Origin of the sequence: Gardnerella sp. DNF01151, assembly GCF_049244235.1 — a bacterium.
Lineage (GTDB): Bacteria > Actinomycetota > Actinomycetes > Actinomycetales > Bifidobacteriaceae > Bifidobacterium > Bifidobacterium swidsinskii.
On record NZ_CP058389.1, the window covers coordinates 380,102 to 404,870 of the forward strand.

At 43.8% G+C, this 24,769-nt stretch carries 19 protein-coding genes; 18 read left to right on the plus strand and 1 reads right to left on the minus strand.

Features of this window, described 5'->3' with window-relative positions:
• The first annotated feature begins 15 nt into the window (after positions 1–15).
• The 3 genes from HXT37_RS01715 to HXT37_RS01725 all read left to right on the plus strand — a co-directional run bounded on the left by HXT37_RS01715 (position 16) and on the right by HXT37_RS01725 (position 5,769).
• Complete coding sequence (locus HXT37_RS01715) at positions 16–2,496, plus strand: S9 family peptidase (RefSeq protein ID WP_102703359.1); 2,481 nt, start codon at positions 16–18, stop codon at positions 2,494–2,496.
• A gap of 182 nt (positions 2,497–2,678) precedes the next feature.
• Positions 2,679–3,389, plus strand: coding sequence for a Crp/Fnr family transcriptional regulator (locus HXT37_RS01720; RefSeq protein ID WP_004110206.1), 711 nt, complete (start codon positions 2,679–2,681; stop codon positions 3,387–3,389).
• A gap of 58 nt (positions 3,390–3,447) precedes the next feature.
• A complete protein-coding gene (locus HXT37_RS01725) occupies positions 3,448–5,769 on the plus strand; it encodes a transglycosylase domain-containing protein (RefSeq protein ID WP_421779631.1) in 2,322 nt (773 codons plus the stop codon).
• Positions 5,770–5,912: 143 nt separating this feature from the next.
• Here the strand turns inward: HXT37_RS01725 and HXT37_RS01730 are convergent, their stop codons facing one another.
• A complete protein-coding gene (locus tag HXT37_RS01730; RefSeq protein ID WP_103013805.1) occupies positions 5,913–7,067 on the minus strand; it encodes a quinone-dependent dihydroorotate dehydrogenase in 1,155 nt (384 codons plus the stop codon).
• 203 nt (positions 7,068–7,270) lie between these two features.
• Between HXT37_RS01730 and HXT37_RS01735 the strand changes: the two genes are divergently transcribed.
• The 15 genes from HXT37_RS01735 to rsmD all read left to right on the plus strand — a co-directional run bounded on the left by HXT37_RS01735 (position 7,271) and on the right by rsmD (position 24,639).
• Positions 7,271–8,128 carry a DeoR/GlpR family DNA-binding transcription regulator gene (locus HXT37_RS01735; RefSeq protein WP_064621441.1) on the plus strand — a complete coding sequence of 286 codons (858 nt, stop codon included), beginning with the start codon at positions 7,271–7,273 and terminating at the stop codon, positions 8,126–8,128.
• 530 nt (positions 8,129–8,658) lie between these two features.
• Entirely contained in the window at positions 8,659–9,231 is a 573-nt protein-coding gene (locus HXT37_RS01740; RefSeq protein ID WP_421779633.1) for a peptidase, read from the plus strand.
• A gap of 412 nt (positions 9,232–9,643) precedes the next feature.
• Positions 9,644–9,940, plus strand: coding sequence for a 30S ribosomal protein S6 (gene rpsF / locus HXT37_RS01745; protein ID WP_004574062.1), 297 nt, complete (start codon positions 9,644–9,646; stop codon positions 9,938–9,940).
• A 150-nt stretch (positions 9,941–10,090) separates the two neighbouring features.
• Complete coding sequence (locus HXT37_RS01750) at positions 10,091–10,672, plus strand: single-stranded DNA-binding protein (protein WP_103013807.1); 582 nt, start codon at positions 10,091–10,093, stop codon at positions 10,670–10,672.
• Between the two features lie 135 nt (positions 10,673–10,807).
• Positions 10,808–11,056 (plus strand): 30S ribosomal protein S18, encoded by a 249-nt coding sequence (gene rpsR, locus HXT37_RS01755; protein ID WP_004105399.1) that lies wholly within the window; start codon positions 10,808–10,810, stop codon positions 11,054–11,056.
• Positions 11,057–11,072: 16 nt separating this feature from the next.
• Positions 11,073–11,519, plus strand: a complete 447-nt coding sequence (rplI, locus tag HXT37_RS01760) for a 50S ribosomal protein L9 (RefSeq protein WP_004110231.1) — start codon at positions 11,073–11,075, stop codon at positions 11,517–11,519.
• Between the two features lie 279 nt (positions 11,520–11,798).
• The gene (gene mvk, locus HXT37_RS01765) at positions 11,799–13,001 is read left to right on the plus strand and encodes a mevalonate kinase (RefSeq protein ID WP_064621448.1); all 1,203 of its coding nucleotides are present in this window, start codon (positions 11,799–11,801) and stop codon (positions 12,999–13,001) included.
• Positions 13,002–13,136: 135 nt separating this feature from the next.
• Positions 13,137–14,234 carry a diphosphomevalonate decarboxylase gene (gene mvaD, locus HXT37_RS01770; RefSeq protein ID WP_103013808.1) on the plus strand — a complete coding sequence of 366 codons (1,098 nt, stop codon included), beginning with the start codon at positions 13,137–13,139 and terminating at the stop codon, positions 14,232–14,234.
• Between the two features lie 9 nt (positions 14,235–14,243).
• On the plus strand, positions 14,244–16,583 hold the full coding sequence (gene fni, locus HXT37_RS01775) for a type 2 isopentenyl-diphosphate Delta-isomerase (RefSeq protein ID WP_102703365.1): 2,340 nt from the start codon (positions 14,244–14,246) through the stop codon (positions 16,581–16,583).
• A 128-nt stretch (positions 16,584–16,711) separates the two neighbouring features.
• Positions 16,712–16,906 carry a 50S ribosomal protein L28 gene (gene rpmB / locus HXT37_RS01780; protein ID WP_012913853.1) on the plus strand — a complete coding sequence of 65 codons (195 nt, stop codon included), beginning with the start codon at positions 16,712–16,714 and terminating at the stop codon, positions 16,904–16,906.
• 233 nt (positions 16,907–17,139) lie between these two features.
• Positions 17,140–19,560: an ATP-dependent DNA helicase RecG gene (locus HXT37_RS01785; protein ID WP_421779637.1), complete on the plus strand. Its 2,421-nt coding sequence runs from the start codon at positions 17,140–17,142 to the stop codon at positions 19,558–19,560.
• A 289-nt stretch (positions 19,561–19,849) separates the two neighbouring features.
• On the plus strand, positions 19,850–20,998 hold the full coding sequence (locus tag HXT37_RS01790; RefSeq protein WP_421779639.1) for a PfkB family carbohydrate kinase: 1,149 nt from the start codon (positions 19,850–19,852) through the stop codon (positions 20,996–20,998).
• A 320-nt stretch (positions 20,999–21,318) separates the two neighbouring features.
• Positions 21,319–22,257, plus strand: coding sequence for a nucleoside hydrolase (locus HXT37_RS01795; protein ID WP_033888576.1), 939 nt, complete (start codon positions 21,319–21,321; stop codon positions 22,255–22,257).
• Between the two features lie 118 nt (positions 22,258–22,375).
• A complete protein-coding gene (locus tag HXT37_RS01800; RefSeq protein WP_004110247.1) occupies positions 22,376–23,800 on the plus strand; it encodes an MFS transporter in 1,425 nt (474 codons plus the stop codon).
• A 254-nt stretch (positions 23,801–24,054) separates the two neighbouring features.
• Positions 24,055–24,639, plus strand: a complete 585-nt coding sequence (rsmD, locus tag HXT37_RS01805; RefSeq protein ID WP_004110249.1) for a 16S rRNA (guanine(966)-N(2))-methyltransferase RsmD — start codon at positions 24,055–24,057, stop codon at positions 24,637–24,639.
• The last annotated feature ends 130 nt before the right edge of the window (positions 24,640–24,769 follow it).

A 24,769-nucleotide genomic window follows, 5' to 3' on the forward strand; every position in this document is an offset into this window, starting at 1 on the left:
TGAAGAAAATACTTAATGAAAATTAAAAGAGGTGTAGCTATGAGTAATCAAGATTTCGCAAAGCCAAAAGCAGCAGAACGCATACCGTCGGCACGTGAATTCCATGGCGACACTTATATAGACGAATATGCTTGGATGAAAGATCGCAATAATCCTAAGCTTATGGAATACGTCAATAGTCAAAACGCTTATACTGAACAGCGTGTAAAGCACTTAGAAAACTTGCGTTCTACATTGTTTGACGAGTTGCGTTCAAGAGTTCAAGAAACAGACATGTCTGTTCCTGTGCGCATGAATAATTATTGGTATTACGTGCGTACTGAAAAAGGCAAACAATACGCTGTGCAATGCCGTATGAAAGTCAAAAATAGTGACGATTGGAATCCGCCAATTATCGACAATTCTGCAAAACCTGGCACAACTGATGGTGAAGAGATTTTATTTGATGCAAACTTTGAGTCTGAGCACTCTGGTGGCAAGTTCTTTAGAGTCGGTGGAATGGATTTGAGCACCGATGGTTTGAGAATGCTGTACGGTGTCGACACTCAAGGCGATGAACGCTTTAACTATTTTATTCGTGACTTTTCTACAAAAACATGTTCTTGGTTGCAGTTAGAAGAATCGTGGGAAAATCTTGCTTCTGCTTCACTTTCTCCAGATGGAAAATGGGTGTTTTATGTAAAGCTTGATGATGCTTGGCGTCCTTATCAAGTTTGGAGGCATAAGGTTGGCACTAGCGTTTCTAATGATGTAAAAGTTTTTGAAGAAACTGACGAGCGATTTTTTGTTGACGTGTATGAAAGTTTTGACGAACGATACATGATGATCAGTAGTAGTTCAAAGACTACGTCGCGCGTGCTTATGCTTCCTTTGAGCAATCCTGAAGGCGAATTCAGCATGGTTATTGAGCCGGTTGAGGGGGTGGAATACGATATTTCTTTCGCTTGCTTTGAGAATGCTGGCGAAAATGGTGAAGATATTCCAATTGCGATTGTGTGCCATAACGCTAAAAATCCTAATTTTGAAATTGACATTATTGATATGAGAGGAAATTCCGGCAAGTTTGATGAGCATATAACGTATAAGCTTTCGGATGGAGTATGTGTTGCGTCGGGTTCTCCTTATGGTTGCGAGCAGGGAGATGCTTGGCAACAAGGTGCTGGAAGTGAGCCTATTACAAAGCCTTATAATTCGCCTCAAAATCCTGAAATATTGCAAAATGCAGTTGGATTGAGCATAAGCGGATTGTCAATGTACAAAAATTATGTGGCACTAGCTTATCGTTCTCAAGGTTTGCCGCATTTGGCTGTAATGAGCAAGAAGCGCGCTGTTGAAGATTTTTTGCAAGCAAAACCGTGGCGTTTTTGCGAAGTGCGACCGCTTTCTTCCCAGCTTGCGAATCAATTTACGGATCAACTTTCTTCTCAACTTGCGGATCAAGCGCAAGCCGAACCACGTGCTGCGCTCGCAAATATTTCACAAGAAGAAATCAACAATAATCGCCTATTGAGTATTTCTATGACTGGAAATCCTTCGTACGAAGCTCCGCGTATGCGTTACGCTTTTGGTAGTTATGCGACTTTAGGTCAACTTCGCGAGTTGGATCCTTTAACAGGCGAAGATGTGTTGCTCAAGCAAGGTAAAATTTTAGGTGAATTTAATGAGCGCAATTATGCTGAAAAGCGCGTTTGGATTACTGCTCGAGATGGTGAGCGTGTGCCAGTGTCTCTTGTGTGGCGTCCGGATAAAATTTCTCAAACTGACTCAATGTTTATTACTGGTTATGGAGCGTATGAAGTTAGTTCAGACCCTACTTTTTCTGTCGGTCGCTTGAGTTTGCTGGATCGCGGCGTGTTATATGCGCAAGTGCATGTGCGAGGTGGCGGCGAAATGGGTCGTGCGTGGTATGAACAGGGTAGGCGCGTTAATAAAAAGCATACTTTTGAAGATTTTGTTGATGCCACGCGTGCTTTGCAAAATGCTGGTTTTGCTTCCGCTTGCCATACTGTTGCAAACGGTGGTTCAGCAGGAGGCTTGCTTATGGGTGCTATAGCAAATATGGCTCCGGAATGTTATGCAGGAATTGAAGCAGACGTGCCTTTTGTAGATGCCCTTACGTCTATGCTCGACTCTTCTTTGCCGCTTACTGTAACAGAGTGGGATGAGTGGGGCAATCCGCTCGATGATCCTGAAGCTTATGCTTATATGAAATCGTATACTCCTTACGAAAATGTGCCTTGCGTAAAAACGGAAGATGGTCGCAAAAAGTTAGCTGATTTTCCGAAAATCTTAATCACGTCCTCTATTCACGACACGCGCGTGCTTGTTACGGAACCTTTAAAATGGCTCGCTAAATTGCAAGCTTCTGGAGTTGACGCAATTGCTCGTATTGAAACTGACGGTGGTCACGGTGGCACTTCTGGCAGGTACAGGCAATGGCAGGAGTTAGCTTATGAAAACGCATGGTGCCTGCATGTTATGGGTATAAACAGTTAGTTGGAAGCGGCAGAAACTTTACTGCGTTGTAAAGTAAATGTCGTTTCCACGCCTTTCGTGATATCATGGGTCAAGTGATGTGCGTTTTTCGCTTGCGTTTTTCGTTTGCGTTTGTGCTCATTTACATACAGGTAGTTCAATGGAGATATCTACTTATTGCTTAATGAAGGGGTAGAGCAGCAATGGCAACACTCAACGTTGACAGCGATGAATTTTCACTGCAACATACCGCATTGTTTAAGCAAGTTCCAGCTGATCAAGTAAAAGAATTGATGCAGTATTTACAAGAATCAACATTTAAAAAAGGTTCTGCAATTTTTAATGAAGGCGATACTGACCATCGAATGTACTTGCTTGAGCGTGGAAGAGTAAAATTAGTTCGTCATTCAAACGACAATCGTGTGCAATTGTTAAGTATTCACACTCCTGGCGAAATTCTAGGCGAAATTCCCGTTTTTGACCCTAGCGGCGGTCCTCGTACAGCTTCAGCAATATCTATTACCAACAATACTAGAGTTTTATGGCTAGAAAATGACGTGTTATTCCATTGGTTAAACAATCACCCTAGTGTTGCAGTAGATATGCTTCAAGTGCTTGCAGCGCGCATGCGAGCAAATAATGAGCGAATTTCCGATTTAGTTTTTATGGATGTTCCTGCTCGTTTAGCAAAGACTTTGCTGAATTTAGCTTCAAGATTTGGTGAGCCTATGAGCGATGGCTTGCTTGTTCCGCATGATTTAACGCAAGAAGAGCTTGCGCAACTTGTTGGCTCGTCACGCGAAACAGTTAACAAAGCGCTTATGGATTTTGCAAACAGGGGTTGGATTATGCGCCAAGGCAGGTCAATTATTATCTACAAGCCTGGCATGCTTATTCGTCGAGCTGAACGTTAAAATGCGAATGTTTATGATGTCAGTTTTCAAGTAGAGGCAAACCTTTAAAATAGTACGCATGCCGAAAAAGAATTCACTGACTGTTCGCCGTGTGTTAGCACTGTTCCTTACCTACATCACTTTGTGTGTTGCAGGAGGTATTGCAGCAAGTATTATGTTTGTTCCTGGCGTAATGAGCGTGAATAGTGTAGTGAAAACAGTAGTGCCTTCACTTCGCGTTGACGGCATCGATTTTGATGTTACCGCGTTGCCGCAAAAATCGCGACTTTACGCTTCTGATGGCAAAACTATTATTGCAACTTTTTATGCTCAAAATCGCACTGTAGTGCCGCTTCGACGCATATCGCAATATATGCAGCGAGCAATGGTTGCTCGTGAAGACCGTCGATTCTTTGAGCATTCCGGCGTAGATATGCAAGGTGTTATTCGCGCATTCGTGCAAACATTCGTTAAAAAGGGAGATATGCAAGGTGGCTCTTCCTTAACTCAGCAATATGTAAAAAATGTGCTTATGATTAAAGCTCGCGAAAATAACGATTCTTTAGCTGAGTATCACGCTTCTGAAGGCACTATTGCTCGTAAATTACGCGAAATGCTTATTGCAATTCAAATGGAGAAAAAATACTCTAAACTTGAGATTTTGCAGGGATATTTAAATATTGCGCAGTTCGGTAGCAATAATATTTACGGCGTAGAAACTGCAGCTCATCGCTACTTCAATACGAGCGCTGCAAAACTTAATCTTGTGCAATCGGCAACTATTGCTGCAATTACAAAGAATCCTTCGCATTATGATCCTTCTATTGAAGCAAATCAGCCTGAAGCGCAAAAGCAGCGCAATATTGTACTTGATTTAATGCTTCGTCAAGGTTTTATTACTAAGAGCGAGCATGATTCCGCTGTTGCTATTCCTCTTAAAAGCACTCTTAACATACAGAGGGAAGTTTCTAAAATTGGATGTCAAGCTGCAGGCGACGCAGCATTCTTCTGCGATTATGTGACGAAGAAAATTTTGCACTCTCGCGAGTTTGGTAAAACTGCTGCCATGCGCGAAAAGTTGCTTACTGAGGGTGGTCTTGATATTTACACAACTATGGATTTGCGTGCTAGTAAGGCTGCTATGAAAGCTGCTAGGGATACGATTCCTGTGAACGATAAGAGCGGTTTTGAGGTTTCAATTGCGGCAATTAAGCCTGGAACTGGTGAAGTTTTGGCGTTTGGTAGCAATCGTATTTATGATGCTACGGATGCTGCAAAATCAGATCCTACGCATACGGCTTTGAACTACGCTGTCGATGAACGAGATGGTGGCGGTCTCGGTTGGCAAATTGGTTCTACTTGGAAGCCAATTAATATGGTTGCGTGGATGCTTGCTGGAAAGTCAATTAATCAGCCTCTTCGCACTTCTATGCTTTATAATAATGCTGATTTTAATTGCAGCAAATTCCGCGGAGTTGGTAGTTGGTCAGTTCAAAACTCTGGTGGTGGCACAACTAATCCGGAAACTCCTTTGCAAGGTCTTGTGCGCTCGCATAACACCACTCAGGCTTCTATGGCTCAGCAAATTAAGCTGTGTTCAATCGCGGATGCTGCTCGCATACTTGGCTACCACAATTCGCCTCTTGGTCAGGAAAGCGTGTATTCTGCTAACTCGCTTAATCCGCCTATGACGATTGGTTCTGTGCAAGCTTCGCCTTTAACTGTGGCGAATGTGTATGCAACTATTGGTGCTGATGGCGTGGCATGTGATCCTATTGCTATTAAGCGAGTTGTTGACAAAAACGGTAAGCGTTTGAAAGTTCCTAGTGCGCATTGCCATCAAGCAATTCCAAAGGGAATCGCTCAAACTGCTGCTTATGCGCTGAATCAGGGTGTTGTGCAACCTGGTGGCGAGGCTTCAACTACACAACTTGATGGCGGTCGCAAGACTTTCGCAAAAACTGGTACTAACGAGCAGTACTACATGACTACAGCTGGTTTTGTGCCGTATCAAGTTGCTTCGTTTGTGGCAGTTGGTAACGCTGAATCACAGAAAAGCTTTAATGGCATGACTATTAACGGTCGCACAATGGCAGCTTGGTACGGTATGTATATTGCAACCCCAGCGTGGAAACAGTTTATGAACGACTATTTGAAAGCTGCTAACATTCCTGTTGACAACGATTATGGCAAGCCTGATCCAAAGTATACTGCCGGTGGAACTCTGCCCGGCACGCCTAAAAATACTGTTAAAACTGATCAGCAGAAGCGAGATGAAGACGCCAGAAAGCAGGCAGCACAAGAACAGCAGGAAGAAGCTAAGACGCAAAAGAACACGCAAGATCAGTACGGCACTGCTCGCCGCGACGACTATGGTGATTCAGAAACTGATAATTACTAAATGGTATTTGTTAACTCGTAATTGCTAGTTAACTTACTAAATACTAAGTTGTTTTGTGCTGTTCCTTATACAAATAAACCCTTACTTATGCTACTTGATTGTGAGCAAAGTAAGGGTCATTTTTAGCGCAAATACGCACTGTGCTAGTTCAAATCCGCACCAACTGCGTCTGCAACATGCTCAAAGCCGTCGCGTTTCAAAAGATCCGCAAGTCCGCGTTTCAGCGTCGTAATTTGTTGCGGTCCTCTGTACATAAGTGACGTAATAAACATAACCAAGTCAGCGCCTGAGCGAATCTTCTCATATGCTTGCTTTGGCGTAAATACTCCGCCAATGCCTGCAATAGCAAAACGTTCACCAAAAGCTTTGCGCGTGCGTCGAATAAGATCGTTGCTTGCGCTGTAGGTAGGACCTCCAGAAAGTGCTCCTTGCCAATCTTCCGGAACATCAAGTCCTGCGCGATTCTTTTGCAAGTTTGCAATACTTACTCCGTCAACTTTATGTTCGGCAAGTACGTCAAGCAGAGATTTGAACTGTTCCCAACCGCCGTGTAAATTAAGCGGCATCTTAACTAACGTTGGCTGAGGTCGCTTAATAGTGTCAAGATCAGTGAATAATTTGTCAAGTGCTTCCGGCTGACTAAATGGTTCACCCACACGCGTGTTCGGGCATGAAATATTTACTTCAATTATTGAGCTTTTTCCGGCTGCACGTTCCATAGAAATATGGTAGTCTTCAATTCCTTCTTCCAAGTCGCCAACTAAGTCGTCGTTTGTGCGCGCAATAGAAATAGACATATTCATAGATGTTGCGTGCGTCCAAGCTTTCTCGGCTCGTGCAACAACGGCTTCGCTGCCATCGTTTGCTAGTCCTGCGTGTACAAGAATAGAGTCATATTCTGGAAGGCGATGATACCAAGGTTTTTGATTTCCTTCGCATGGTCGGCTTGTGGTAGAGCCAACTGTTTCAAATCCAAAGCCGGCGTTGTCTAGCACGGTTGCCATTTGGCAATTTTTATCTAGTCCTGCACTTAAGCCAAACGGGTTTGCAAAATTCACACCCATAACGTTAGTTTCTAGCACCGGGTCTGTGTAGTTAAGCATTTCGCGAAGAAGCCACATTAACCCAGGAGTGCGCTCGCTAAATTTGCAAAAATTAATCATGCGATCATGCGCTTCGTCTGGAGGAATGTTAAAAACGAAATGCGGTTTAATAATGTGTTTGTATGAGAATGTAAAAAGGTCTGTCGTTGTTTTATTGACGACATTGTGCAATGAGTGTTCAGAAACGTAATACATATTTATATAGTAGGGCATTATTGTTATATACGCCATTCCTTAGTGTATTTTGTGCGTTTTCTTCCTTAGTACGCGTTCGTTTTTGTGCGATTTTTCACAAAACCTGCTTTACTTGACAACAAAATGTGCGTTCTTTTCGTTTTAATGCCCTGAAACGCTCAATTACGTTTGTTTTTTGCGTTTACGTGTGCGATAATGTTCGTATGATTTCTTCACAGCGTCAACATTTGATTTTAAGTCGTCTCCGTACGCGCGGTGCTGTTCGCATTACTGCGCTTTCTAAAGAACTGAACGTTTCTGCTATGACGGTTCGCAGGGATATCGCAGAGCTTTCGGATCGTGGGCTTTTAAAGCGCGTTCACGGCGGTGCTGTAACGACTAATACTCTGCTTTCGGAGCCGCTGTTTTCTGTAAAGTCGCAAATGGACATTGGTTTGAAGGATGCGATTGCGCGTTTGGCTGTGGACTATGTTTCTCCTGGGGATGTGATTGCTATTGGCGGCGGTACCACTGCTTATGTGTTTGCGCAGCATTTGCTCGAGTCTCGCAGGGCTTCTGGCATTACGATTTTGACTAATTCGATTCCTGTTGCGGAGCTTGTGCAAGCTTTAGAGTCGAAGGATGTCGAGGTTATTGTTACCGGCGGCGTGATTACGCGTTCCAATTCGCTTGTTGGGCCTATTGCAGATAAAGTTGTTGCTTCTCTTCGTGTGAATACCGTTTTTCTTGGCACGCATTCTGTGTCTCTTCCTCGCGGATTCCTTATGCCAAATTCTTTGGAAGCTGCTACTGATATGGCGTTAATGGATATTGCGGATCGCACGATTATTTTGACGGATCATACTAAATGGAGTTGTACGTCGCTTTCGCTATTTGCTCGTTTTGATCAGGTTGATACTGTTATTACCGACGATGGTTTGGATGCTGATTCTCAGCTTCGCACGCGTGAGCTTGTAAAGGATTTGGTTTTGGCACCTGTTATTGACGAGCGAGATGTTCTTGATGCATCTAATGGTGACGATTTAGCGAATTCTGAAGATTCTGACGATTTGCTTGATTAGTATTTTGCAAGTATTTTTGCAAAGTTTGATTTTGCGCGCTGATGATTTTAATGCCCGAGTGAGTTATTTACTCGGGCATTTTGTTCTTGCTGTTTGGTTTGGTTTCAAGTGTGCCGATGTTTAAACAAATTTTGCTATGTTTAAATAAAGCGTGCCGATGGTTAAATATTGCGTTTTTTGTTGTTTTATAAGGCTGTTAGAGAAATCACAAAACTCAAACCTTAAAGAAAGCTGAAAAAATGTTAAAAAAATCCAGTATATGGCGTGTCGTGTAATTTTTATCAAAAAATACAGAAAAATGCCGTAAATATTTCTGCTTTTTAATGAATATAACGAATATTTATCAAGATTTTTTGTATTTTTGATGCTGAGAAACCTGAATTTTAGTGTTGAGTTTTCTGAGAGCTTGCGGTAAGTTTTAACTCAGTTACCGGTTGAATCCCTAGTTCACTGGTACGAGCGGGAAACCGCAAATGGCAAATTTTTCTTCGCATACCCTAGTGCGAAGGAGAAGAAGAAAGGAAAATATTATGTTGAATAAGAAGGCTATCGCCGCATTCGCTGCTGGCGCCACCCTCCTCTCTGGTTTCGCTTTTGCTGTCCCAGCAATGGCTGAGGCTCCTGCTGCTCCTGCAGCTCCTGCAGCTCCTGCAGCTCCTGCTGCTCCTGCAGCTCCTGCTGCTCCTGCAGCTCCTGCAGCTCCTGCTGAACCTACTTATAATAAGTCATTCTATAAGACTGAAGACGCTGGAGAGCTTGATGCTCGTTTGGCTAAGGAGAAGGCTGATAAGGAAGCTAAGGCTAAGGCTGAAGACGAGAATGATAAGTATGAGCATTCTCCATTTGGCAATAAGGACATGGATTACGCGAAGTGTGTGAAGCTTTACGGTAAGGATTCTCTCGAGTGCAAGGCTGTCGCTGACTACCTCAAGCGTCATGGTCAGAAGGTTGATGACAAGGCTAACGACAAGAAGTCTGATAAGAAGTCTGAAGCTAAGAAGGCTGCTCCATTGGCTAAGACCGGTGCTGCTGTAGCTTTGGCTGCTGTTGCTGCTTCTGTGCTTGCTGGCATGGGTGCTGCTCTTCGCAAGATCCGTCACTAAGCTGAAATCTGATTCAGTGATGAATCATTTGGGCTTTAGCTTATTGGTTGATCGTTGAGTCGGTTTTTCTGTGAATTACTTAGTCTAGTGTGCTGAAAGGTGCGCTAGACTAAGTTTTTTTATGACAATTTTGTGCTCTGCACGCTCGTGTTCACGTCTTCGTCCTCTTTTTACGCAACTGTAAAGTTTCTGTCGTTATTTGCTGGTTTCGCGGCTTTTTCTTTACGCTGCTGTAAAGTTTCTGCCGCCTGACACCATCGTTTAAGCGCGTAACTCTCGTCGTCATGAGCGTGCTGTAAAATAGCAAAGTTGTGTGCGGTTTTGGTGCTTATCATCAAACATATCGCGCATATTTTGCAAACACACTCCTGCTGTGGAAGGTCCACAGCCGATAGTCCGAAGGAGGTGGGTGATGTCTGCACATAAGTATGAACTGATGTTCATTGCAAATCCTGAGCTGGATGAGCACGGTCTTAAGAAGTTGACCGAGCAGTATCTTGAGCTTGTCACCAACGAGGGCGGTTCCGTTGACGGCACCGATTACTGGGGTCGCCGCAAGTTTGCCTACGAAATTGAAGGCAAAACCGAAGGTAACTACGTTGTGGTGAACTACACTGCCGAGCCATCTGTAAGTGACGAACTTGACCGTGTTTTGAACCTTAATGAATCTGTAATCCGCACGAAGATTCTTCGCAAGGACGCTAAGTAAAAACTAGCAAAACTAAGTAAGCTCTAGTGAATTAAATAAAAACTAGTTAAGCTAAATAAATACGTAAACAACCGCGCATAAGTTGCGCACAAAATTGCCAGTAATCACTGATATGTGATTACGAGTAAAGCGAGAAAGAAAAGGCACGATATGGCAGGTGAAACGATTATTACCGTCGTGGGAAATCTCACTTCGGATCCTGAATTAAGGGCACTTTCCAACGGTGCTTCTGTTGCGAGCTTTACCATTGCATCCACACCTAGAACGTTTAATCGTAATACGAATCAGTTCGAGGATGGGCCTGCGTTATTTATGCGTTGCTCAGCGTGGAGAGACTTGGCAGAACATTGTGCAAACAGCCTTTCTAAAGGCACGCGCGTGATTGCTCAGGGCAGGTTGTCGCAGCGTTCGTATCAAGCGCAAGACGGCTCGAATCGCACAGTTGTTGAACTTACGGTTGACGAAATTGGTCCATCTTTGCGTTATGCAACTGCGCAAGTTAACCGCCAAAGCTCTTCAACAGGTTTTGCTGGTGGCTCGCGCGTATCAAATGCTGCTGGCGTAGGTTATGCTGGCGGAGCAAATTATGCTGCTAGCCAGGCTGCTTCTCAGCATGCTGCAAGTTCTTCAGCGGCTGATCCGTGGAGTGCTGCTGCGCCAACAAACGATAGTTTTTCAACTTTCGGTGCTAATTCTGATTTTGGCGGCGATTCTGAAGAACCTGAGTTCTAGCGTTTTAGTTGAGCTATAGATAGCGTATTTATTTGTTTATTTATGCACTTATTTACGCGCTTACTTAATCCTTATAAATACATCATCAGTTACATGTTATGCAAAAAGCATAACGGATTTGAGAGAGGACATCTTATGTCACGCAAAAGGCCGCAACCACCGGTCAAGCCTTTCAAGAAGAAGCCAAATCCTTTGAAGGCTGCCAAGATTACTGAAATTGATTATAAAGACGTTGCTTTGCTGCGCAAGTTCGTTTCTGACCGCGGCAAGATTCGTTCCCGTCGTATCACCGGCGTAACCGTGCAGGAACAGCGCAAGATCGCGAAGGCAGTGAAGAATGCTCGCGAAATGGCTTTGCTTCCTTACGCCACTACCGGTCGCTGATTGAGAGGATAGGAATATGGCTGAAACCAAGGTTATTCTTACCAAGACTGTTGCCAACCTCGGTCACTCTGGTGACGTTGTTGAAGTTAAGGCTGGCTATGCTCGCAACTACCTGATTCCTCAGGGTCTTGCTTTTGCATGGAACAAGGGTGCTGCTTCCCAGATTGAAGCAATGCGTCGCGCTCGTCTTGCCAAGGCTGTTGCCACTCGTGAAGAGGCAGTTGCAGCTAAGGCTCAGATTGAAGGCACCGTTGTGGAGCTTTCTGCTAAGGTTTCCGAATCCGGCAAGCTTTTCGGTGGCATTTCTGCTGAGAAGATTGCTGCCGCTTTGGCTTCCAAGGCTCAAGTTGAGGCTCGCGCAATTAAGGTTGCTACTATTAAGACCACTGGTGAGTTCCCAGCAACAGTAACGTTGCATCCGGAAATCACCGCTTCCTTCACTGTTAAGGTTGTGGCTGAGTAAGTAGCTTTGTGAATTTTACAAAACATGTTGCAGCGAGCAGATTCTTGCTTTTAGTGGTTTTCTGCTTGTAATACATGTGGATTGAACTTAAGCATTAGCTCTGCGTTTGCGTTGTATTGAGTTTTCTCATTGCGATGCTGCGCAGAGTTTTTTTATGCTGCAATATTTTGAAAATGTGAATGTGTTGTAAGTGTCACGTGCGTAACGTAGTTTTTTAAGTTTTACTCGACTAAATTAGAACAGTTGGAAAATTACGAAATTATCAAGGAGATGCAAACTGTGCTGGAAAGCAAATATGAACTGGCCGACGAGTTTAGTATGAACGCAAAAGCGCAAGATGCCAGCATATCTGCTATTCGCAATGACGAAGAGTATGCTTGTAAAAATTCCGCAATTACACCTTCCGCAATTACGAATCTCGAAAACGCAATAAAATACAGCAATCACAAAGGATACGGCGAAACTTGCGCGAAGGTTATTCTTTTTGGCGAACATTCCGTGGTTTATGGTCATTCTGCAATAGCTTTGCCGCTTAAAAACTTGCGTATGCGCGCTGTAGTAACTAATTGCAATGAATCTTTAGTACCTGTATCGTGTAAATCTTTATCTTCTGCTTCGTGTGAATCTTTAGCATCTGCATCACGCGAATCTTTAGCATCTACGACGAATCTCGATTCACATATAACTCTTTCGTGCCTTGACTTTACTGGCAAACTTTCCGAAATTCCTACGCGCTTTAATAGCATACGAACAGCAATTCGCGCGTCGCTGGAGTTTGCAGGGTGGAGCGGTGAGAATTTGCACATTTTTACCGAGTCTGATTTTCCAGCAGAACGAGGTCTTGGCTCGTCTGCGGCTGCTGCTGGTGCTATAATTCGTGCGATTCTTGACTATTATGGCGTTTCAGCTAGCGATGATGAGATTTTTAAGTTGACGCAGACTGCTGAGTGCGTGGCTCACGGACGTTCTTCAGGCTTGGATGCCACTGCAACCGCTGCTTCCTGGCCTGTGCGTTTTAGTCGTGGCTGTTTTGATCGCATGGAAATTAACATGCGTGCGTGGCTTGTTTTGGCGGATTCTGGATGCAAAGGAATGACTCGCGAAACAGTTGAAGCTTTGCGTTCTCGTTTAGAATCGAATCCTGTTGAAGTTGGAGCGCAGCTCAATAAATTGGGGGAGATTGCGGCTGTTGCAGAAGATGATTTGGCGTTTGGTCGTATTGAAAATATGGGTAAGCAAATGACTTTCGCACACCGTATTTTGGCGGATTTGGGCGTAAGTACTGCGAAACTTGACACTTTGGTAGATGCTGCTTGCAAACATGGCGCGTTGGGTGCAAAACTTACTGGCGGAGGTGGTGGAGGATGTGTCATTGCGCTGGCTGATAGTGAGGATGCTGCTAAGCGAGTGAGTGAAGCTTTTAAAAATGCAGGAGCTTGCGATACTTGGATTGTGAATATAGGTGATTCTGCAATAAATTGAATCTTATTTTTACTTGAAATGTAGCATAAACTTTACAGTTATTTAAAGAAAAGAAGCTTGTGCGCACTGTTTTGCTAAAACATTGACTAGCACATTAACAAACGAGAATTACGTATCTGCCGCAAAAGGAACAGTATGCAAAATGTTGAAATTCAGCCAAAAATAACGTTTGACGCTAGTCTTTCACCCAACTCAGCTTTTGCTAAAGCAAACGCGAATATTGCGCTGATTAAGTATTGGGGTAAGCGCGATGAAAAGCTGATTTTGCCTTATACTTCCTCGCTTTCGCTCACCCTTTCGGATTTGTTTACAACTACAAGCGTAAGTTTTGCGAATAATCTTGAACAAGATACTTTTACTTTAGATAATGAAAAGATTTCGCCGTCTGCAAAACCTTTTCGTCGCGTAGTCGCTATGCTCGATTTGGTGCGTGAAATTGCAGGAATTTCAACGAAAGCAAGCGTTATTTCGCATAATATTGTGCCAACTGCTGCCGGTCTTGCATCGAGCGCGTCTGGTTTTGCAGCTCTTGCGTCTGCTGCCTCGTACGCTGCTGGATTAAACCTAACTCCACGAGAACTTTCTAGACTTGCAAGATGTGGTTCTGGTTCAGCTTGTCGTTCGATTTTTGGAGGACTTTCAATTTGGCATGCAGGTTGCGACGACGAAACATCTTACGCAGAGCCTATTGAAAACGCACAAGTTGCGCTTAAAAATTTAAACCTTGCTATGATTGTTGTTACTTTGGACGATAGCAAAAAGCCGATTTCTAGCCGAGAAGCGATGCGCAGAACGGTTGAAACTTCGCCAACGTATATGCAATGGGTTGAGCAGTCGAAAGACGATCTTGAAATTGCTAAAAACGCAATTAAGCGAGCAGATATTGAGCAATTGGGTGAGGTTGTTGAACGCAATGCTTTTGGAATGCACGAAACTATGCATAATGCTGTTCCGTCGGTGAATTATTTAACTAGCAGCACGCATATTGTGCTTGAAGCGGTTAAAAATATGCGAAAAGATGGTTGGCTGGTGTGGTCTACGATGGATGCTGGTCCAAATGTGAAGGTGCTTACTTCTGGAGATGATGCTTATCGTGCGATGTGTCAGTTGCGCTCGCGAGTTGAGGATGGTTTACGTAATTCTAGCGTTTTTTGTAATACAGAATATTGCGAGCCGAAATTTGCGATTGCGCTGCCAGGTGACGCTGTGACGGTGAGTACGAGTTTAAAATAGGCGGATAATATGACTCAAGTGCGCTCTAGTGCCCCAGGAAAGCTTTATATTGCTGGCGAGTATGCTGTTGTTGACGGCTGTGCTGCAATTGTTGCTGCTGTTAATCGTTATGTAACAGTTAGCATAAGTGATGAAACCTTAAACGAAGAGTTACGCGAAAATTTGCAGAAAAATGCGCCTAGCAACAGAAATTATTGTGGTGTAATTACCTCAGATGGTGAAAAATATGAACCGCTTCTTTGGGCGCGTACATCCGACGGAAGTATTGAAATACAAAACGACGGAAAATATGCTTATGTGCTCGCTGCAATGTGCGTAGTCGACGCTTATGCTAGTGAGAAATGTGCGCCAAATATTAACCGCAAAAGTTACAATGTGCATATTTCTAGCGAACTTGATGATGCAAAAACTGGTAGAAAATACGGTCTTGGATCTTCTGCTGCAGTAACTGTTGCGGTTATTCGCGCGTTGTGCAAATGGTATGATTTGAATCTTTCGACTCCAGAAATTTGCAAGCTAGCATTGATTGCGTCGTCGAGTGTTAAAAAATCCGGAAGTGGTGGAGATGTTGCTGCCAGTTCTTATGGCGGTTGGATTATGTATCGCGCGTATAACCGCGAGTGGCTTGAAGCTGAGCTTGCGTTAGTAAAATCCGGATGCTCTGATTTCGATGAGTTGTTGCACAAAAAGTGGCCACGACTGGAAGTTAAGCGTTTAAATGTAGATAAGTCGCTAAAACTTTTAGTCGGGTGGACTGGTTCTCCTGCGTCTAGCGCAAAGCTAGTAAGTAGCGTAGAAAGTAGCGTTAAAACTAGTGCTGAAGGTAGTACGGAAAGTAGCGTCAAAACTAGTGCTTTTGACAATAAAAATCAACTTTTTACTTACGAAGATTTTTGCAAACAAAGTGAGATTTGCGTGCAAAAACTTGCGCGCGCAATTGAAAAGTTTGAAATAAGCGAAATTTCTAGCGGTTTTGCTCAAAATCGTGCGTTGTTACAAAAATTAAGTGCTCTTACTGGAACTGTTATCGAAACACATGAACTTACAAAATTTATTGAAATTGCGACTTGTGCCGGTATTCCTGCAAAAACTAGCGGCGCAGGCGGGGGAGATTGTGCAATTGCGCTGTCGACAATTTATGACAATAATGTAATTGAAACTATGAAATCTACTTGGGAAGCCAATGGAATAAAGCCATTGAATATTGATGTTACGGAAATTTTTGGAACTGGTAAGCCTTCTGAAAATATTGTATTAGACGCGTTTGTTAAGAGTCGCGAACCTAATGCACAATCTGCTCAATCTTGCACAATACAAAACCGCAAAGACGCGCATATTGCGCTTGCGGACAAGCAGTATAAAACTCGTGCAGATTCAGATTTTGACAAAGTGCGTTTTGTGCCGAATGCTTTGCCGCAAGTTGCGCTTGAAGAAATTGACGCTAGCGTGAACGTGCTAGGAAGCGAAGTATGCGATTCTGTGCATTGGTGCTCGCCGATATATATTAACGCAATGACCGGCGGAAGTGATGCTGCTAAAAAAGTGAATGCAAGTCTTGCTAGAGTTGCTGCAAAAAATTCTGTTGCTATGGCGAGTGGATCTTTGAGTGCTGCTCTTCGAGACGAAACTTTACTCAGCACTTTCAGTGTCATAAGAAGCGAAAATCCACATGGATTTGTGATGGCAAATGTTAGCGCTGGAACTAGTGCGTCTGATGCATTGCGTGCTGTAAACATGATTCATGCGAATGCGTTACAAGTGCATTTAAATGCTGCACAAGAGTTGGTTATGCAAGAAGGCGATCGCGATTTTCGAAATTGGTTGTGCAATATTGAGTCTATTGTCAGTGCGTGTGAAGCTTTAAAGGTGCCTGTGATTGTGAAGGAAACTGGATGCGGAATTTCTGCTAAAGATGTTCAGCGTCTTAAAGATGTTGGAGTGCGCACTGTAGATGTTTCTGGTCGTGGCGGAACTAATTTTGTAACGATAGAAAATGCTCGCAGGAACTTAGGCGACTGTGATTATTTGGCTGATTGGGGTCTTACTACTGTTGAGTCGCTGGTTGACATACGCAAGTGTGATTCGTTAAAAAATATGGAAGTTTTCGCAAGTGGAGGAGTTCGCACGCCTTTGGATGTTGTGCGCGCGTTGGCTTTGGGTGCTTCTGCAGTTGGTGTCGCTGGCGAGTTTTTGCATACGCTTATGCATGAAGGTGAGGATGCGCTTTCTTTGCAAATTGATAACTGGAAGAAGCAAATTAGGGTGATTATGGCTCTTCTTGGATGCAAGACAGTCAAGGATTTACAAGAAAAGACTGAGTTCGTGCGCGCGGATTGTCTTGGTAAGTGATATACTTGTGTAGTTGTGCGTTCAAGCGTGCTTATTTGTTTATGCAATGTGCGTAAGTAATTTGCGTAAGTAGTTCGTGTGTTTGAATGACGCAAGACTTGCAAGTCAAAGAAAATAGGAGTCCAATTATGGCAGCTCGTTGCGCAGTATGTGGCAAGGGACCTCAGACTGGTTTCACTGTTTCACATTCGCATATCCGCAATAAGCGCACCTTCCGCCCGAACCTTCAGCCGGTTCGCACCACCATTGATGGCGAGAACGTTCGCCTTCGTGTGTGCGTGAAATGCATTAAGGCTGGCAAGGTTCAGCGCGTTGAGGCGTGATTCGCGCATTGTATTGCGTTTAAATTGTAAGGCCCTGAGTGTTGCTCGGGGCTTTTTTGTATTTGCGTATTTTCGTTGCGCTCGCGTTTCCTCGCGTTTGGAGGGTTTGGTCTGGTGTATCGCTCCAAATGTGCGCAACTTTCCTCGTGTTTGGAGGGTTTAACGCGCCATATCGCTCCAAACGTGCGCAACTTTCTTCGCGTTTGGAGCGCGCTTAAGCAAATGCTTTGCGGATGATTTATAATCGAAATATGCTAAATACGCCCACGAACTCAGCCAAAATGCATACTTCGCTTTCTACAATAATCAGCAATAAGCGACGCGTTTCTGCATTAAAATCTTTGGGCATAGTCACAGTCGAAGACGCATTGACTTACTACCCGTTTAGAGTCACAAGTCCATTGAGAATTGCGAACTTAAAAGATATAAAAATTGGCGAAGAAGTGGCTTTCTATGCGCAAGTTCAGTCAATTAACGTTGTGCCTATGAACGCTCGTCGCGGTTTTAGAATCGAAATTAACGTTTTGCAAGATATGCAAGCGGTAGCTCAACTTATTTATTTTTCTAAAAATCGTCAATACGCTCAGTGGCTTTCCGCAAAGATGCATGTTGGTGAAATGGTTGTTGTTGGCGGTACGTCTAGCGCTTTTAATGGTAAATTGCAATTTACGCATCCTCAAATTCTTACTGTATCTGCTGTAGAAGAAAGTGATAGCTTGCATCAATCTCGCGATACTGTAAGAAGTGTGGAAGATGGTTTGGCGCGTATGAGCGCGCCTATGCCCGTGTATCATGCAAATTCTAGGATTTCCAGCGAGCATATTCACGAAACTATACTTTCTATACTTTCTGCACTTTCTAAAGATTCTGAAGATTCCGCAGCTTCTAAAAATTCCGCAGCTTGCACTAGTGAATTCCTGCAAATCCCAGATATTACGCCTGAATCAGTGCTAAAAAAACGTAACCTCATGACTAGAGCGTCAGCAATATACTCAATTCATAATCCGCAATCAGTTGACGAATTTTATAAAGCTGTTGACTCGTTGCGCTATGAAGAAGCTTTTATTTCCCAAGTAGCTGTATTGCGATCTCGTGAAGATTCTAAAGATAATCAAGCAAAATCTTGTAATAATTCTCTTATAAGAAATGAATTTGTGGAAAGTTTGCCGTTTGAGCTTACTGCAGGTCAAAAAGATGTAATTGATGAGATTGTACGTGACATGCGTGAGCACCATCCGATGCGTCGCTTGCTTCAAGGTGAAGTTGGTTCCGGAAAAACAGTTGTTGCGCTCGCTGCAATGCTCGAGGCAGTTGGATCAGGCTATCAGGCTGTGCTTGTGGCTCCTACTCAAGTTCTGGCGTCTCAACATGCCGAAAATTTGCGCCAAATGATTGCGCGCGCGAATCTAAAGGTGCCTGTAATCGTCGTAACTGGAGGCATGAGACTTGCGGATCGCAGACGTGCGCTAGCGAGTGTGGCAAGTGGAGAGCCTTCGCTTATTGTTGCAACTCATGCAGCGTTCTCGTCGACTTTTAAGCCGACTAATTTAGCTTTGGTAATTATTGACGAGCAACATCGTTTTGGTGTTGAGCAGCGCGATGTTTTGTTGCGCAAAATGAGCGTAGATTCGCATAATAGTGCTGAAAAGTCTTTTACACCGCATCTTTTAGTAATGACTGCAACGCCTATTCCGCGCTCTGCTGCTATGACGTGGTTCGGTGATTTGGATGCTTCGTATTTAACTGAACTGCCTGGAGGTAGAAAACCTATTCGCACTTTTGTTGTGCAAGAATCGGATGCGAATACTATGGCGAGAATGTTTGCGCATATTCGTGCTCGCATTGATGCAGGTGAGCGTGCGTATGTTGTTTGCGCGCATATTGATGATGATTTTAATGAGGATTCTGGTAGGGATTCTGGTAGTGCTTCTGTTAGTAATTTTGGTAGGGATTTTGATAGCGATGAATCTGAAGGTTTTGAAGATGTTTCGCAATCTGTGCAATCTAATCAATCTGAAGAAAATAACGCAGATTCTTTGCGCAAACTTCATACAGTTAACGGCATTTTGAAGCGGCTTTCAGCTTTGCCGCAATTTAAAGGCGTTACTTTTGCTAAGCTTACTGGTCGCGACGATGATGCTACGAAACGCGAAACGATGGAACGTTTTGCGCGCGGAGATGTGCAAGTTCTTGTAGCTACAACGGTTATTGAGGTCGGTGTTGATGTGCCTCAAGCGAGTTGCATTGTGATTTTTGACGCGGATCGTTTTGGTCTTGCGCAATTGCATCAGTTGCGTGGACGTGTTGGGCGTGGTGGCACGAATTCTTGGGCATTTTTGGTTGCGCAAACTGAGGATGGAAGTCTTGCTCAAGAACGTTTGCAAGTTGTTGAAAATTCGCTAGATGGTGCCGTAATTGCTAAGAAAGATTTGGAATTGCGCAATGTTGGCGATGTTCTTGGCGATAAGCAGTCGGGTGGTCGCTCGAGTTTGAAGATTTTGCGAGTTGTTAAGGATGCAAAGATTATCGCTATGGCTCGTGAAGATGCGTTGGAGACTTTGCAAAAAGACACTCATCTTGTTTCGTTGCCGTATCTTGCAGGTGCAGTGCTTGATTTTACGAGAGGTGGAAGTGCGCAAATCGTAAGCAATTAAAATTCTAAAGTTCTGAATTTGCGCGCAAAATATCTTATAAAGATTACAATATTGTATGAATAAATTATCCTATAAAAAAAGTATAAAGAAAAAATTATTGCATATTTATGCACTTAATTTAGTAAAAAATACGGTAAGAAACTATTTTTAATTGATAATTAATATCAACTTTTGTTGGATATAATATAAAAAAACAACAAAATTACATAAATTTACGTGCATATTATGAGAATTGTGAATATCCTAGATAGTAGGCATCATTTGTAATCACAATAGAGATGAGGCGACAATGACCGAACGCGAACAACAAATCTTGACTTGGATTCAACAAAACCCGATGATTAGCCAACAGGAACTTGCAAATCTCGCAGGAATTACTCGTTCAGGTGTGGCTGCTCATATTTCCAATTTAATTCGCAAAGGATATTTACGAGGTAAGGGATATATTGTTACTCCTCCAAGTTATGTGACTGTTGTTGGCGGAATTAGCATGGATGTTCTTGGCATTGCTTGCGGAGATTTGATGGATTACACGTCTAATGCTTCCCGTGTGCGCTATATGCTAGGCGGTGTTGGAAGGAATATTGCAGTCGCGTTGGAACGTCTTAATATTCGCACAAGCATGGTTTCTGTCTACGGTGGCGATCACAACGGAGAGCTTTTCCGCATTGATGCTGCTGCAAACGGCTTAGATATTGGTTATGCGAAGCAACTTCCTGAGTCAATGACTGCTTCGTACATGTATGTTGGTGACGCTTCTGGTCAGCGTTTGCTTGCTTTAGACGATATGAGTATTTACGACCACATGACTCCTGATTTTTTGCGTGAGCGCATGTTCATTATTGAAAATGCTGATATTTTGGTGTTGGATACTAATATTCCGCAAAAGTCAATTGAGTGGCTATGTGACCGTTATCGCCGTCCTATTATTGTTCGTGCAATTACGGATGCAAAAGCTCCTCGAGTGCTTTCTAGATTGTCTCGTATTGACACCCTTATTTTAGATACTGCTGAATCGCAGGCTTTAACTGGCGTTAATGCTGTTGACGAGCGTTCTGCAATTCGCTGTGCGAATGTGCTTCTCAAGCGTGGAGTAAAACGTGTATTTGTAAATGCCGGTCGCGCAGGAGTTGCTTATGGTGTTGCAGATGAGGGAGTGTCGTTCTATCCTGTCCCAGTTAAGCGCGTCCAGAGAATGATGCTAACTCGCGGAAATAGCAATGTTGGTGTTGAAGCAGTCGGCAACGACAACGGTTCTAGCGATGCTGCTACTGCGGCGCTTATTTACGCGCGATATAACGAATTTGATTCTTCAAAAACTGGCAGATTTGCGGTTGCTGCTGCAGCTTTGAATACTGAATCTATGCAGCCTGTACATGAGTTGTTTAATCCAGAACTTATTTCTCAACGCATGACGAATATTCATGAGCGCATTTAATTAGTGCTTTTTGCGCTGATTTTATTTCTTTTATTTAATTTACGAATTAATCTTGTAAATTTTTCTTGCATACAATAGTAGGTCTGCTATACTTGTTATTAGTCATTTGTTTAGTTATATAAACAAATGTTAGGTAATTAGTGTTGTATGATGCAATGGAGCGTATGTGCAGCGAAATGCGTAGTGGCGTACGAGCATGGATCATAGAGCAATTTACGCATAAATTAACAGCAGTTAGTAGCAAACGTAATAGCAAAAATAACTGAAAACTATTTACGTAAGTTATTAACAAGAAGTTAGTTATCTACGAAGGAGTAATGATGACTTCAATCATCCTAGATTGCGATCCTGGCCATGATGACGCCATGGCTATTCTGTTGGCACTTGGTAACCCAAATATTGAGTTGCTCGGCGTAACTACAGTTGGCGGCAACCAAAGCCTTGAAAAAGTCACGTATAATGCGCGTGCAACTCTCGAAATGGCTCGTGCAACTCACATTCCAGTTCACGCAGGCTGCGACCGACCAATGGTCCGCCCTCTGGAAGTTGCGGCTTCCGTGCACGGCGAAAGCGGCTTAGACGGCGTAACGCTTCCAGAACCAACGCGACCATTGGACGAAGGCCACGCTGTAAATTGGATTATTGATACGATTATGAGCAACGAACCTGGCACGATTACGCTTGTACCAACTGGTCCGCTCACCAATATTGCTATGGCAGTGCGCCTTGAGCCACGAATCGTAAGACGTGTGAAGGAAGTTGTGCTCATGGGCGGCGGATATCACGTTGGTAATTGGAGCGCGGTTGCTGAGTTTAATATTAAGGTTGATCCAGAATCTGCGCATGTTGTGTTTAATGAGGATTGGCCTATTACTATGGTCGGTCTTGATTTGACACATCAGGCACTTTGCACTCCTGAAGTGCAAGCAAAGATTAATGCTATTGGCACGCCTCTTTCTGCGTTTGCTAGCGGTTTGATGGACTTCTTCCGTAAAGCGTATAAGGATAATCAAGACTTTATTGATCCGCCAGTTCATGATCCTTGCACGATTGCTTATTTGATTGACCACAGTGTGGTGGCTACTCGTCGCTGCCCTGTAGACGTTGAAATTAAGGGCGAATTAACAGTTGGTATGACCGTTGCAGATTTGCGCGGACCAGAACCATCCGCAGAAGAATGCCATACGCAAGTTGCAACCAAACTTGATTTCGATAAATTCTGGGATTTGATTATTGACGCGCTGAAGCGTATCGGCTGATTTGTACTAGAATTATTCACGATATTTTGCGCAACAATACTGCAAATTTACCGAAAGAAAATAAAGCGGCAAAGTTGCGCGAAAATAAAATTTATACGAAATTTGATATGAGGCTATTATGACTGAAGTTTCATCTCCAACGCCTTCCATGCTAGACAAGGGTGGGCGATCAATTGTTGCGTTAATGACGGCGCTACTCGTTGCTATTTTTGCTTTCCAGCTCAACGCTTCAATGCTTTCTCCAGCATTAGCAACAATGACAAAAGAGCTTCACGCAACCGATACGCAAATCGGCTTAACTCAAACAGTGTTCTTTACTGCTGCTGCTTTATTCTCACTGTTTTTGCCGCGCTTATCTGATTTAGTCGGTCGTAAGAAGGTGCTTATTGGCATTTTGATTTCAACGATTGCGGGCTGCGTAGTGTCTGCGCTTGCTCCAGATGTGAATATTTTGATGCTTGGACGTATTTTGCAGGGTGCTTCTGGTCCTGTAGTGCCGATGTGCTTGATTATGCTTCGCGTGCGCGTAACTGAAGAAAAGCGTTACGCAAAGCTAATGGCAATTTTGACATCTGTAAACGGTGGTATTGCTGGCGTTGATGCGTTGCTTGGCGGTTGGCTTGCTGGAAAGTTTGGTTTCCGTTCGGTGTTCTGGACTATGGCAGGTATTGCTGTAGCGGCAGTGATTATGGTGATTGTTGCTGCTGAAGAATCTTATGCGGAGGAAACTTCAAAGATGGATTGGTTGGGCGTTGTGACGCTTGGTATTGCGTTCCTTGCAGCATATCTTGCTATTAATGAAATTGATAAGCTTGCAAATGCTAACTTGACTATGGTTGCAGGCCTTGTGGTAGTGGCTGTAATCTTCTTCGCGATTTTCTGGAGAATTGAAGGAAAGATTGCTGCTCCTTTGGTTTCGACGCATTACATGAAGCAGCGTCGCACGTGGGGCTTGCTTTCTTGCACGCTGCTTACCATGACTGGCGTTTTTGCTTTGATGAATGGTGTAGTGCCGCAGCTTGCTCAGGATGCTAAGTTTGGTGCTGGCTTGGGTGCTGACGTGGTGAGCTTTGCAACGTTGACGCCTTACGCAATTATTGGCTTCTTGTTTGGGCCTGTGGCTGGTATGCTGGCTGCCAAGTTTGGTTACCGTTTGGTACTTCGTGCTGGCATTATTGTCAGTGTGATTGGCGTTGTGTTTGGTATGTATGTTGCTAATAATCCATCGGTGTGGTCTTTGGTTGCGCTTTCGCTGGCTTTGGGCGTAAGCTACGCAGGTGTTGCAAACATTATGCTTAACGGACTTGGTATTGTGCTTTCTCCAAAGGATAATCCAGGATACTTGCCAGGCATGAACGCTGGTGCTTTTAACTTGGGTGCTGGCTTAAGCTTTGCAATTCTTTACGCTGTGATGACGAATGTTGCAGGAACTAATGGTGCAACAGGCGGATACATGGCTTCGATGGTTGCGGGCATTGTGTTACTTGCGCTTGCGTTTGCTTGCTCCTTCTTAATCCCGAATCCTGAAGAAGTAAATAAGTAAGATTGACGCGTGAGTTTGCGTAATCTTAAGTGAATAAAATTAAGCGGTAAAGCTAGGATTTCCTATGCTTTGCCGCTTTTTGCTTTCTGCGCGCGACACTTCCTTTACACAGCTGTAAAGCGAGTATCGAAACCGAAAACAAATGCCAGTAAATTCTCCAACAAATGTGTTTAAAACTCATAGACAATACTAAATAATCACAAAATCGCATTGAGTAACAATGACTGTCGGGAGGGGGAGGATAAGCTAGAAGAATGCACATTATTGCTGGACGTTTTAAATCTTTGCCGCTTACTTCAGCGCAGTCGTGTACAAGACCTACTACAGATCGCACGAAAGAAGCGATATTTTCTAGGCTCGATTCGTGGGATGTTATGCACAATGCTCGCGTTCTTGATTTATTCGCCGGCACAGGTGCGTTAGGAGTTGAGGCGCTATCTCGTGGCGCGCGTGAGCTTGTTTCTGTTGAAGCAAATTCGCAAGCGGCTGCGCTGATACTTCGTACGTCGAAAGCGTTGCAGAGTTCAAAGGCTTGGGATTCTGCGCTTTCTATGAGGGTTCTTCGAAAGCGCGCGGAGCAGTTCGTTGCGGATTATAGTGGGGAAGCGTTTGACTTGGTTTTTATTGATCCGCCTTATGCTTACGAAACTGCGGATTGCGAAAGTTTATTGGCTTCGATGATTGCGAGCGGAGTTGCGAGCGTTTCTGCGGATACGTTGATTGTGTTGGAGCGTAGCGCGCGAAGTGTTTTGCCGACTATGCCTGAGGGCTGGGAGCTGTTTGATACGCGTAATTACGGAGAAACTTCTGTGTTGTTTATTCAGTCTAAGCGCGATTGATCTGATTCGGCTTCGTTACAATCTGTTTTTGTACTCAGGATGTGGCGCGAGTTTCGGGGGATTTCTTTCCTCGCATGCGCGACGACCTGCTTTCACACAGCATTGCGCGCGCGAAAGCAACTCGGAGCGT

Coding starts and splice junctions, on each gene's coding strand:
- HXT37_RS01715 (WP_102703359.1), top strand. CDS start 16: ATGAAAATTAAAAGAGGTGTAGCTATGAGTAATCAAGATTTCGCAAAG.
- HXT37_RS01720 (WP_004110206.1), top strand. CDS start 2,679: ATGGCAACACTCAACGTTGACAGCGATGAATTTTCACTGCAACATACC.
- HXT37_RS01725 (WP_421779631.1), top strand. CDS start 3,448: ATGCCGAAAAAGAATTCACTGACTGTTCGCCGTGTGTTAGCACTGTTC.
- HXT37_RS01730 (WP_103013805.1), bottom strand. CDS start 7,067: ATGTATTACGTTTCTGAACACTCATTGCACAATGTCGTCAATAAAACA.
- HXT37_RS01735 (WP_064621441.1), top strand. CDS start 7,271: ATGATTTCTTCACAGCGTCAACATTTGATTTTAAGTCGTCTCCGTACG.
- HXT37_RS01740 (WP_421779633.1), top strand. CDS start 8,659: ATGTTGAATAAGAAGGCTATCGCCGCATTCGCTGCTGGCGCCACCCTC.
- rpsF (WP_004574062.1), top strand. CDS start 9,644: ATGTCTGCACATAAGTATGAACTGATGTTCATTGCAAATCCTGAGCTG.
- HXT37_RS01750 (WP_103013807.1), top strand. CDS start 10,091: ATGGCAGGTGAAACGATTATTACCGTCGTGGGAAATCTCACTTCGGAT.
- rpsR (WP_004105399.1), top strand. CDS start 10,808: ATGTCACGCAAAAGGCCGCAACCACCGGTCAAGCCTTTCAAGAAGAAG.
- rplI (WP_004110231.1), top strand. CDS start 11,073: ATGGCTGAAACCAAGGTTATTCTTACCAAGACTGTTGCCAACCTCGGT.
- mvaD (WP_103013808.1), top strand. CDS start 13,137: ATGCAAAATGTTGAAATTCAGCCAAAAATAACGTTTGACGCTAGTCTT.
- fni (WP_102703365.1), top strand. CDS start 14,244: ATGACTCAAGTGCGCTCTAGTGCCCCAGGAAAGCTTTATATTGCTGGC.
- rpmB (WP_012913853.1), top strand. CDS start 16,712: ATGGCAGCTCGTTGCGCAGTATGTGGCAAGGGACCTCAGACTGGTTTC.
- HXT37_RS01785 (WP_421779637.1), top strand. CDS start 17,140: ATGATTTATAATCGAAATATGCTAAATACGCCCACGAACTCAGCCAAA.
- HXT37_RS01790 (WP_421779639.1), top strand. CDS start 19,850: ATGACCGAACGCGAACAACAAATCTTGACTTGGATTCAACAAAACCCG.
- HXT37_RS01795 (WP_033888576.1), top strand. CDS start 21,319: ATGACTTCAATCATCCTAGATTGCGATCCTGGCCATGATGACGCCATG.
- HXT37_RS01800 (WP_004110247.1), top strand. CDS start 22,376: ATGACTGAAGTTTCATCTCCAACGCCTTCCATGCTAGACAAGGGTGGG.
- rsmD (WP_004110249.1), top strand. CDS start 24,055: ATGCACATTATTGCTGGACGTTTTAAATCTTTGCCGCTTACTTCAGCG.